This is a genomic window from Campylobacter sp. CNRCH_2015_0338h, assembly GCF_025772785.1.
In the GTDB taxonomy this organism is placed as follows: Bacteria; Campylobacterota; Campylobacteria; order Campylobacterales; family Campylobacteraceae; genus Campylobacter_D.
Window position 1 is genome coordinate 116,296 of record NZ_JAKMST010000003.1, and the last position, 10,471, is coordinate 126,766.

General features: G+C 29.5%; 10 protein-coding genes and 3 tRNA genes. 8 read left to right on the forward strand and 5 right to left on the reverse strand.

Translation table 11 applies throughout. The features are described 5' to 3' along the window. Positions 1 to 158: 158 nt before the first annotated feature. Positions 159 to 626: a tRNA (cytidine(34)-2'-O)-methyltransferase gene (locus tag L8X30_RS03145; protein ID WP_263678963.1), complete on the forward strand. Its 468-nt coding sequence runs from the start codon at positions 159 to 161 to the stop codon at positions 624 to 626. Here the strand turns inward: L8X30_RS03145 and L8X30_RS03150 are convergent. Together L8X30_RS03150 and L8X30_RS03155 are read right to left on the reverse strand one after the other, a co-directional pair. Then, entirely contained in the window at positions 623 to 1,351 is a 729-nt protein-coding gene (locus L8X30_RS03150) for an amino acid ABC transporter ATP-binding protein (RefSeq protein ID WP_047208169.1), read from the reverse strand. The genes L8X30_RS03145 and L8X30_RS03150 overlap by 4 nt on opposite strands. Continuing rightward, positions 1,344 to 2,081: an amino acid ABC transporter permease gene (locus L8X30_RS03155; RefSeq protein WP_412175498.1), complete on the reverse strand. Its 738-nt coding sequence runs from the start codon at positions 2,079 to 2,081 to the stop codon at positions 1,344 to 1,346. The genes L8X30_RS03150 and L8X30_RS03155 overlap by 8 nt, the downstream gene beginning before the upstream one ends. A 238-nt stretch (positions 2,082 to 2,319) precedes the next feature. On the opposite strand from L8X30_RS03155, the gene L8X30_RS03160 reads away from it, so the two are divergent. The 5 genes from L8X30_RS03160 to L8X30_RS03180 are packed head-to-tail and all read left to right on the forward strand — an operon-like array spanning position 2,320 to position 7,687. Beyond that, positions 2,320 to 3,762, forward strand: coding sequence for an alanine/glycine:cation symporter family protein (locus L8X30_RS03160; protein ID WP_214100050.1), 1,443 nt, complete (start codon positions 2,320 to 2,322; stop codon positions 3,760 to 3,762). Next, entirely contained in the window at positions 3,762 to 3,902 is a 141-nt protein-coding gene (locus tag L8X30_RS03165) for a hypothetical protein (protein WP_263678966.1), read from the forward strand. Before L8X30_RS03160 ends, L8X30_RS03165 begins: the two co-directional genes overlap by 1 nt. 34 nt (positions 3,903 to 3,936) lie before the next feature. Then, positions 3,937 to 5,931, forward strand: coding sequence for a glycine--tRNA ligase subunit beta (glyS, locus tag L8X30_RS03170; RefSeq protein ID WP_263678967.1), 1,995 nt, complete (start codon positions 3,937 to 3,939; stop codon positions 5,929 to 5,931). Beyond that, entirely contained in the window at positions 5,928 to 6,734 is an 807-nt protein-coding gene (locus tag L8X30_RS03175) for a M23 family metallopeptidase (protein ID WP_263678968.1), read from the forward strand. The genes glyS and L8X30_RS03175 overlap by 4 nt, the downstream gene beginning before the upstream one ends. A 2-nt stretch (positions 6,735 to 6,736) precedes the next feature. Next, positions 6,737 to 7,687: an SAM-dependent methyltransferase gene (locus L8X30_RS03180; RefSeq protein WP_318529746.1), complete on the forward strand. Its 951-nt coding sequence runs from the start codon at positions 6,737 to 6,739 to the stop codon at positions 7,685 to 7,687. On the opposite strand, the gene L8X30_RS03185 is transcribed toward L8X30_RS03180, so the two are convergent. After that, complete coding sequence (locus L8X30_RS03185; RefSeq protein ID WP_263678971.1) at positions 7,677 to 8,699, reverse strand: bifunctional 3,4-dihydroxy-2-butanone 4-phosphate synthase/GTP cyclohydrolase II; 1,023 nt, start codon at positions 8,697 to 8,699, stop codon at positions 7,677 to 7,679. The genes L8X30_RS03180 and L8X30_RS03185 overlap by 11 nt on opposite strands. A 108-nt stretch (positions 8,700 to 8,807) precedes the next feature. Here L8X30_RS03185 and L8X30_RS03190 point away from each other — a divergent pair. Both L8X30_RS03190 and L8X30_RS03195 read left to right on the forward strand, forming a co-directional pair. Next, a tRNA-Gln gene (locus L8X30_RS03190) sits at positions 8,808 to 8,882 on the forward strand. A 13-nt stretch (positions 8,883 to 8,895) separates the two neighbouring features. Then, a tRNA-Met gene (locus tag L8X30_RS03195) sits at positions 8,896 to 8,971 on the forward strand. Between the two features lie 218 nt (positions 8,972 to 9,189). Here L8X30_RS03195 and L8X30_RS03200 read toward each other — a convergent pair. Together L8X30_RS03200 and L8X30_RS03205 are read right to left on the reverse strand one after the other, a co-directional pair. Further along, a tRNA-Ile gene (locus L8X30_RS03200) sits at positions 9,190 to 9,266 on the reverse strand. Positions 9,267 to 9,318: 52 nt separating this feature from the next. Then, positions 9,319 to 10,428 carry an FtsW/RodA/SpoVE family cell cycle protein gene (locus tag L8X30_RS03205; RefSeq protein ID WP_263675715.1) on the reverse strand — a complete coding sequence of 370 codons (1,110 nt, stop codon included), beginning with the start codon at positions 10,426 to 10,428 and terminating at the stop codon, positions 9,319 to 9,321. Positions 10,429 to 10,471 lie beyond the last annotated feature (43 nt).

Sequence of the window (10,471 nt, forward strand, 5' to 3'; positions counted from 1 at the left end):
TTTTAAAGTATCTTTTTGGAAAATAAAAAAATATATGTTCTTAGCAAATTATACCCATTTTATACCTATTTGTGAATTTTTTGGTATAAAATATCTATAAATAAGCTATTTTATAGCATAGTTCAAACCTTGCTGGGGACACCACTTTAAGGAAAAAGATGTTTCATATAGTCTTGGTTGAGCCTCGTATACCACAAAATACAGGAAGTATAGGCAGAATGTGTTTTAATGCAGGATTTACTTTACATATTATCAATCCACTTTTTAGTATCGATGAAAAAGCAGTTAAAAGAGCGGGGCTTGATTATTGGAAAAAATTAAATCCTTTATTATGGAATAATTTAGAAGATTTTTTAAAAGAATATGAAAAATTTCAAGATAGATTTTTCTTTGCGACAACTAAAACTACTCAAGCTTATTTTGACGTAAATTATCAAAAAGGTGATTTTTTGTTTTTTGGAAGTGAAAGTTTTGGCTTGCCTATGGATTTAATGCAAAAAAAATGGGAAAATGCCATTACTATACCGATGAAAGATTGTGGTAGAAGTTTAAATTTAGCTACAAGTGTAGGTATAGTGAGTTATGAGGCTTTGAGGCAAAATTTTGCCTCTTTTGAAAAATTTTAATGATTTAAAACTTGATTTAAAAATTCTTTCAATCTTTCATTTTTTGGGTTTTCAAAAGCTATTTTAGGACATTCATCTACTGCTATAATGCCTTTATCCATAAAGAAAATTCGATTAGCTACATTTCTTGCAAATCCCATTTCATGTGTAACTACAAGCATGGTTAGACCTTCTTTAGCTACTTCTTTCATGATGTTTAAAACTTCACCTATCATTTCAGGATCTAAAGCTGAAGTTGGTTCATCAAATAAAATCACATCAGGATTCATCATTAATGACCTTGCTATGGCAATACGCTGTTTTTGTCCGCCTGAGAGTTTGTGAGGAAAATAGCTTTCTTTATCACTTAAGCCAACTTTTTTGAGTAGTTCTCGTGCTTTTTTTACTGCTTCGTCTTTACTCATGATTTTTGTTTGTACTGGCGCTAGACATAAATTTTCTAAAACATTTTTATTATTAAAAAGATTAAAATGTTGAAATACCATGCTTACTTTTTGACGAATTTTATTGATATCTGCTTTTTTATCAAGTATATTAACATTATTGATATAAATATTACCACTATCTGGTGTTTCAAGTTTATTTAAACAGCGTAAAAAAGTACTTTTTCCACCTCCACTAGGCCCTATAATAGCAATAATATCACCTTTATGTACTTCAACACTAATATCTTTTAAGACTTCTAAATCTCCGTATTTTTTAATTAAATTTTCTATTTTAATCATGTTTATTTAATCTCACTTCTATAATTCTTGCGATAAGTGTTAAAATTTTAACACTTATATAATATACAAGTCCTGTAAAAATAATAGGTTTAGGGTTGTAATAGATTGCTTGTAAGCTTTTACTTTGCATGGTAATATCCATAACACTAATATAACCTACTATTGAAGTTTCTTTAAATAAAGAAATAAATTCATTCATTAAAGAAGGTAAAATGTTTTTAATTGCCTGTGGGAAGATGATTAGTCTCATAGAAGCAGAATAATTAAGCCCCATTGCTCTTGCTGCTTCCATTTGTCCTTTGTCTACGCTTTGAATTCCACTTCTTACGATTTCAGCTACATAAGCAGAGCTATTAAGTCCAAGTGCGATAATAGCCACATAAAAATTATCACTCCAAGTAGCAAAAATCACTACTGAAAAAATCAAAAGTTGTAAAAGTAAAGGGGTTCCGCGTATGATGTCTATGTATTCATCTATAATAAAATTTAAACTTTGGATTTCTAAAAATCTTAAAAACGCTAGAAAAAAACCAAGCGCAATGCCTATTAAAATTCCACCCACTGTTAAACCAAGTGTTGTGAAATAACTATGAATATAAGCTTTAGCTTCTATGGTATAAGCATATTCACCTGTGGTTAAACCATTTTGATCTTTGACTTGTAAAATTTCAATAGGAAATGAGAAATAAGCCCAAAAAATAATAATGGCAAAAAATACAAAAAGTTTCATCGTATTTTGTTTCAACTTGCACACCTTGATAAATTTTTAAAAATCTAAGTGTATAAAAATTAAGTTTTCTTTTTACTTAAAGGTGTTTTATGTGATGTTGTTGTTAATATTTTGAGTTAAAATTTCACATAGCTATAAAAAATAAAATAAATTTAACCTAAAATTATATTTTTTTATAACAAATTCATTTTTTTATGATAAATTTGTATTTGAAAATTTATAAAAAAAGGAGATAAATATGGATTTAATATCCCAATTTGTTGCCTTTGTGAATAATCAGTATTATTCTATTTTAGTAATTTTACTTATTGTCACGGGGTTTTATTATAGTTATTTGACTGGTTTTGTGCAATTTCGAATGCTTCCTTATGTATTTGATATCTTAACAGAAAAGCAAGAAAAGCATGAAAAACACCATATTACTCCTTTTCAAGCCTTGATGATTTCAACAGCTTCAAGAGTTGGTATAGGAAATATCGCAGGTATCGCAGTGGCAGTTGTTTTGGGTGGACCAGGTGCTTTATTTTGGATGTGGGCTATGGCGTTTTTTGGTGGTGCCTCAGCTTTTGCAGAAAGTACTTTAGCACAAGTTTATAAAAGCCGTGATGGTAAAAGTTTTAAAGGTGGCCCTGCTTATTATATTAGTAAAGCTTTAAATTTAAAATGGCTTGGAGCTGTTTTTGCGGTGATTTTAATCATTACTTATGCTTATGGATTTAATGGTCTTCAAAGTCAAACTATGACTTCAGCATTTGAGTTTTACTATAAAGGCATGGTTGATGCTAGTGAAGTAAGCTTTGCTCAAAGTTGGTGGCCTATTGTAATAGGAGCAATTTTAGCTGTTTTTGCTGCTTATATGTTTTTTGGTGATCATACTAAAATAGGTAAAGTAAGCTCAGTTATAGTTCCTATTATGGCGATGATTTATGTTGGTTTATCTATCATAGCAATGTTTATGAATTTTGATAAAATTCCTGAAGTGTTTTCTATGATTTTTAAAAGTGCTTTTGATTTTGAAGCTATTTTTGGTGGATTTGCAGGTTCTGCTTTGGTTATAGGTATAAAAAGAGGATTATTTTCTAATGAAGCAGGTATGGGTTCAGCACCAAATGCAGCAGCTTCAGCTCTTACAACTCACCCTGCAAAACAAGGAGTTATTCAAGCATTTTCTGTATTAATTGATGTGATTATTTGTACAAGTTCAGGATTTTTAGTGTTATTTTCACTTGCTTATGCAAATAATATCGGTGTAGATGGTAAACCTATTTTAACAGCACTACCTTTGGTGCAAGAATCTATGAAAGAATATTATGGAAATTTGGGTGTACATTTTACTACTGTTAGTATAGTTTTATTTGCTATTACTTCTTTGATAGGAAATTATTATTATGCTCAAGCAAATATTAAATATCTCACTCAAAATCCTATTATTATCAATCTTTTTAAAGCAAGCGCTGTACTTATGATCTTTATTGGTGCAAATATGGATTTAAAATTTGCGTGGGATTTAGCTGATACTACTATGGCGTTTATGGCTACGATTAATATCATTTCCATTTTATTGCTTGGTGGTATAGTGAAAAAGGTATTAAAAGACTTTAGTGAGCAAAAAAGACAAGGTAGAGATCCAGTGTTTAGCGCTTCAAAGCTTGGTATTAAAAACGCAGAGTGTTGGGACTAATGATAGATTATATTATTATTGCTTTGTTTATAGCTTTTACGGTTTTTCTTGTGTTTGGCTTTAACCGCCAAATGCAAGAAAAAGCCAAACAAAGAGAAGAAAAATTAAAAACAAAGAAAGATTTTAAAAAAAATAGGTAAAATACACTAAAAAATTTTTAAAAAAGAGTGTAAAATGAAATTGTTAATAGAAATAGGCACAGAAGAACTTCCTGCTATTCCCTTATTAAAAGAACTTCCAAATATTACTAAAAAATGGGAAAAGATTTTACAAGAGTATCATTTAGAATCTGAATTTAAATTTTTCTATACTCCTAGAAGATTGGTTTTTATCCATGAAAATTTTAAAGAAAAACAAGATGATTCTTTTGTGGAATTTATAGGCGCACCTAGGGCGATAGCTTATAAAGATGGAAAGCTTACTCAAGCAGGGCTTAGTTTTTTAGAAAAAAGTGGTTTAAAAGAAGAAGAGCTTGAATTTAAAGAAATTAAAGGTAAAGAAGTCTTGTATTGTCAAAAACAAGTGCAAGGCTTACAGAGTAAAGCAGTTTTAGCTCAAATGATCGAAGCTTTCTTAAAAAGCTTGAGCTTTGGTAAAACTATGAGATGGGGCGATGGTAGTTTTGAATTTATTAGAGCTATTCGCTCGCTTTGTTGTATTTTAAATGATGAGTTGATTGAGTTTGAAAGCTATGGTGTTAAAAGTGCAAACAGTACTTTTGTGCATAGAAGTGTTAGTTATGATTTAATACCTTTTGTAAATATTGATGAGTATTTTAAAACTTTAGAGCAAAATTATATTATTTTAGATCAAGAACAAAGAAAAAAGCTTATTATTGAACAGTTAAAGACACTTGAAAAAGAAAATGATATTACTATTGCAGAAGATGATGAGCTTTTAGCTGAAGTTGTAGCTATCACAGAGTATCCAAAAGCATTATTAGGGCATTTTGAAAAAGAGTATTTAGAAATCCCAAGTGAGGTAATTATCACTTCTATGAGAGAAAACCAACGCTATTTTGCAGTATTTAAAAACAATACTTTAAGCAATCATTTTATTGTAGTTTCTAATGCAGTTTGTAAAGATTATTCTAAAATCATTAATGGAAATGAAAGGGTTTTAAGAGCAAGATTAAGTGATGCGATGTTTTTTTGGAAAAATGACTTAGCACAGGGCTTAAATAATGATAAAATAAGCCAAATGGTCTATCTTGAAGGACTTGGAACCTTAAAAGATAAAATTATCAGAGAGCAAAAAATCGCCGCTAAGCTTTGTGAGATTTTTGCTAATACCCAAAAAGATGAAATCTTAAAAGCCATAGAATACTCAAAAGCTGATCTAAGTACTCAAATGGTGTATGAATTTACTGATCTTCAAGGCATTATGGGATCTTATTATGCTAAGGCTATGGGTATGAGCGATGAGCTTGCTTTGGCGATTAAAGAACAATACCTTCCAAATGGCGATAATTCAGCTATGCCAAGTAATGAATTTAGTTCTATTGTAGCTTTAGCTTATAAATTTGATACACTTATGGGGCTTTTTTCAATGGGGAAAATCCCAAGCGGCACAAAAGATCCTTACGCTTTAAGAAGAGCAGCAAATGGTGTTTTAAAAATTATTTTAGCTTTAAATAAAAATTTTGATCTTAAGATATTTTTAGAAGCAATAGCTAGTGAATATAAAAGCTTTGATTTGAAAATTTTATTAGATTTTATCTTAGAGCGTTTGTATACTTTTTATGAAGTAAATGCTTCTTTTGTTAAAGCTGTGCTTAGCTCTAAAACTTATGATGTTATTTATATTGATTCTTGTATAAAAGCTTTGATTCAAAGTGCAAATAAGGCAGATTTTAGTCAAAATTTTGCTACTTTTAAGCGTTTGGCGAATATTGCAGTATTAAGCGAGGTTCAAATTAATGAAAATTTGTTTAACACTCAAGAAGAAAAAGATTTATATCAAGCTTTTATGCAGTGTAAAACAAAAGAAAATAATACCCAAGAGCTTTTAGAAAGCCTTTTTGCACTCAAACCGCAAATTGATGCTTTTTTTGATAAAGTGATGATTAATGACAAAGATGAAAATATTAAAAACAATCGTCAAGCTTTAGTGTGTGCAATTTATCGTGAGTTTTTAAAAATAGCTGATATTAAAGAGCTTAGTATATGAGAAAAATTCTTTTTTTGCTTTGTTTTTTGGTGTTTGCATTAGAAGCTAGAGAGATTGAGCTTGTAAAAGGGCAAGTAGTTTTTTTAGAATTTGATAAAAGTAATTTTTTGCAAGTTAGTTCAAATTCTAAAAAACTTCCTTTTTTTGAGTATAAAAATAAAGTTATTGTTAGTGTAGCTATGCCTTATAAAAACCCCAAAGATAGAAAATTAATAGCTGAATTTAAAGATAATTCCAAAGAGGAAATTAATATAAAATTTAGCGAAGGAAATTATAAAAAAGAATTTTTAAAAGTTAGTGCTTCTAAGGTCAATCCACTTAAAGAAACACTTGATCGCATTAGCAAAGAATATCAAGAAGCTATTAAGGTTTATAATACTTATACTAATATGGCTTTATTTGAAGGCAATTTTGCATACCCTTTAGAAAGTAAAATTACAAGTGCTTTTGGAAAAGCAAGATTGTTTAATGATACTCTTAAAAGTTATCATAGCGGAACTGATTTTAGAGCAGCAAGTGGGACAAAAATTTATGCAAGTAATGATGGTATTGTAAGGATTGCTTCAGATCGTTACTATGCAGGAAATTCAGTGGTGATTGACCATGGATACGGGATTTATTCTCAGTATTATCATCTATCAAAACTTAATGTAAAAGTAGGACAAAAGGTAAAAAAAGGCGAGCTTATAGGTTTGAGTGGAGCTAGTGGTAGGGTTACAGGGCCACATTTGCATTTTGGAATTTTAGTCAATGGTGTGCAAGTTGATCCGCTTGATTTTATAGCTAAATTTAATGCTTTATAATGATAGCTTTTAGTGAATTTTTTCAAAATTGGATTGATAAATATTACTCCCAAGTTGTGAGTGTTGGCAAAAATGGAGATTTTTATACCGCAGTTAGTGTGGGAAATCTTTTTGGAGTACTCTTAGCTAATCATTTTTTAAAACTTATAGATGATAAAAAACTAACTTTACCGGTTGAAGTTGTGGAAATAGGGGCAAATGAAGGGCATTTAATGCTTGATTTTATACAAGCTTTATACACTCTTAGAGCTGATGTTTTAGAGCAGATTGAATGTTTTATTATAGAGCCGCATGAAAAGTTAAGAAGTGTTCAAAAAAAACTTTTTGATGAATATGATTTGGATGTAAAAATTTATAATTCTTTAGAAGAATGTCGTTTTAAAAATGCCTTTTTTTATGCTAATGAATTATTTGATTGTTTTGCATGTGAACTTATAAAAGATAGAACAATGGCATATGTTGATGATGATTTAAACATTGTTTTTAAGCCTATAAATGAAGATCTTTTAAAAGAATGTGAAAAATATGCTATCACCAATAGTGAGCTTTGTATCTCTTATAGACCTTTTTTATTCAAATTAAAACAAACTTGTGAAAAATTAACTTTTGCATGTTTTGATTATGCAAAAAAAGAAGAAAAAATTAGTATTAGAATGTATAAAAATCACCAAGTGTATAATCTTTTTGAAGAGAATTTAAAAGATTTTTTTGCTAAAAGCGATATTACATATAATGTAAATTTTGATCATTTTTTACAAGTTTTAAAAGAAGAGGGCTTTGAGGTGTTAGAATATAAGAATCAAAATCAAGCCTTAATTGATTTTGGCTTAGAAGAAATTATCGAGCAAGCTAAAAATGCTAACCCTCAAATTTATAAAAACTTTATCAGCCAAAGTAAAAATTTGATGTTTAACTTTGGCGATAAATTTAAGTTTTTAGAATTTAAGATTTAAAATCACTGCTTGTAATATCAAGCCCAAAACCTTTTAAGCCTATAAATTCTTTATCGGTATTTTGACTTAGAAGTTTGATTTTTGAAATTTTTAAATACCTTAAAATTTGTGCTCCTATGCCGTAATTTTTAAATTGTATGTTTTCTTGTTTTTCATTTTTCATGAAAATGATTACACCACCTTTTTGACTTAAAAATTCAATCTGTTTTAATAATTCATTAAATTTATTAGAAGTTAGAAGTTCAAAGTCACTTCCACTAAGATAAAATTTAACATTCTCACATTCTTTCAAAGCGCCAAAGCTAAAAGCTATGTGTTCATTTTCATTGTGATCTTTAAAAGTCATTTTTTTAGCTTTAAAACCTGCCAAAATACTTTCTTCTTCTTTAATTAAAGAAATCAAACTTTCATTTTTTAAACGATACTCGATTAAATCTGAAATAGTAATCATATTAATAGCATGTTTTTTGCAAAACTCAAGCAAATCACTTCTTCTAGCCATATCTCCATTATCTTTAACAATCTCACATATCACGCATGCTTCTTTTAATCCTGCCAAGCGACATAAATCCACTGTTCCCTCGGTATGGCCTGTTCTTTCTAAAACTCCGCCTTTTTTTGCTATCAAAGGATTAATATGACCAGGACGCACAAAATCACTTGCCTTTGCATTATCATCAGCAAAAATTTGTATAGTCATATCCCTTTCATAAGCACTTACTCCTGTTGTTGCATTTTTTGCATCGACAGTGATGGTAAAAGCTGTTTCGTGATTTGATGTATTTTTAGGCACCATTAAAGGTAGTTCAAATTTTTTAGCCAAATTCTCACTCAATGCTACACACACCACACCTCTTGCATGAGTAATGGCAAAATTTACTTTTTCTTGTGAGCTAAATTGTGCAGGGAAAATCAAATCTCCTTCGTTTTCTCTATCTTCTGCATCTACCATAACTAGCATTTTGCCATCTTGAAGTTCTTTTATAGCTTGTTCTACACTAATATATCCCACTATTAATCTCCTTTTTTTATTTTTTAAGAAATTATATAACATTTTTCTTGACATTATGTAAAAAATAATATATAATGCCACTTTTAATTTAAAAATTGCTTCATTTATTGGGGTATCGCCAAGCGGTAAGGCAACAGGTTTTGGTCCTGTCATTCAGGGGTTCGAATCCCTTTACCCCATCCACTTCATATGATGCCGCGAAGTAGAGCAGTGGTTAGCTCGTCGGGCTCATAACCCGAAGGTCGGGAGTTCAAATCTCCCCTTCGCAACCAATTCCTAATGAAATTTTTCAAAGAATTTAAATTAGCTACAGAGTAAATAAAAATATTGTTAATCTTACTTTTAATGATTTTCATTAGTTTTAATACTCTAATTTAACATATCAGAAATTTGAATTTAGCTTTAATATAAAACACTTAAAAAAATAATTAAAATAAGAATGTAATTTAAAAAAGTTTTGATCAGAATAAAAATACGAGATTAAATAAAATGGTGGATTTAGCAGGACTCGAACCTGCGACCAACCGGTTATGAGCCGGTTGCTCTAACCAACTGAGCTATAAATCCGCCAGAAGTTAAAATAAAAATGTTATTATATCTTTATTTCCTTAATTTAAATTTAGAATTTTATTTTTACTGCTTTTTCTATTGCTAAATATCTAAAGGTTATTAAATTTTGTAAAATTCCAAAGAAAATCATAAAGGTAGCAAAAGAACTCCCCCCATGACTAAAAAATGGCATAGGTATACCAACAACAGGGGCAAAACCTATGGTCATTGATATATTTACTGCTACATATATGAAAATAAATAAAGCAATGCAATTTGTCACTACTCTTGTAAAATAATCATCTTTGAGCTTATAATTTAAACTCAATAAATGAAAAATGAGTAAGGTGTAAAGTAGTATAATTATAACTGCACCAATAAAACCAAATCTTTCAGATAAATATGCAAAGATAAAATCACTCGTAGAAATAGGTAAAAATTTAAAATGTGTTTGTGTGGCTTCATCGGCCTTTTTTCCGCTCAAACCACCGCTTCCTATTGCAATGATGGATTGTTTTACATGGTAACTTGGCTCTTCAGCTAAGAAATCATGAATTCTTTGTTTTTGATAAGGTTTTAAAAAATCACTATAAATAATAGGCGAAGCTATAGCTATAGCTAAAAAAATACTAAGCCAAATTTTATAATTTACTCCTATGATAAAAAGCGTTCCAAAGCCCACTATTAAAAGTACTAAAGCTGTTCCTAAATCAGGTTCTCCTGCTATAAGTAAAAATGGGAGTAAAATATAAAAACTTAGCTTTAAAAATTGTTTTAAACCATAGCCATTATGAGGTGGTGGGTTTTGATAAATCAAATAAGCTAGCATTAAAATAAAAGAGGGTTTGAAAATTTCAGAAGGTTGTATGGTAAAATGTGTAAAAGGTATCTCAAGCCATCTTCTAGCCCCAAGTTTTTCAACACCAAAAATATCCACACTCAAAAGCAAAGCTATATTGATCCAATATAACACAGGTATAAGCCACATTAATCTTCTTAAAGGTAAAAAGAAAAAAAATGCAAAGCCTGTAAAACCTACTAAAGTATAGATAAATTGCTTTTCGGCTAAGCGTGTATTTGCTTCATAAATTAAAAGAAAAGATATAGCTATGATAGGTAACACTAAAAGAGGTTGAACAAAATCAAAATGCGTCAGAATTCTTCTATCAAGTTTTATCAAAGCTAACCTTTTTTACAAAATATTGTGTAATTATATGCTAAAA

Excerpts from the sequence above, each read along its gene's own strand:
- L8X30_RS03145 (WP_263678963.1), top strand. The coding sequence starts at position 159 with ATGTTTCATATAGTCTTGGTTGAGCCTCGTATACCACAAAATACAGGA.
- L8X30_RS03150 (WP_047208169.1), bottom strand. The coding sequence starts at position 1,351 with ATGATTAAAATAGAAAATTTAATTAAAAAATACGGAGATTTAGAAGTC.
- L8X30_RS03155 (WP_412175498.1), bottom strand. The coding sequence starts at position 2,081 with ATGAAACTTTTTGTATTTTTTGCCATTATTATTTTTTGGGCTTATTTC.
- L8X30_RS03160 (WP_214100050.1), top strand. The coding sequence starts at position 2,320 with ATGGATTTAATATCCCAATTTGTTGCCTTTGTGAATAATCAGTATTAT.
- L8X30_RS03165 (WP_263678966.1), top strand. The coding sequence starts at position 3,762 with ATGATAGATTATATTATTATTGCTTTGTTTATAGCTTTTACGGTTTTT.
- glyS (WP_263678967.1), top strand. The coding sequence starts at position 3,937 with ATGAAATTGTTAATAGAAATAGGCACAGAAGAACTTCCTGCTATTCCC.
- L8X30_RS03175 (WP_263678968.1), top strand. The coding sequence starts at position 5,928 with ATGAGAAAAATTCTTTTTTTGCTTTGTTTTTTGGTGTTTGCATTAGAA.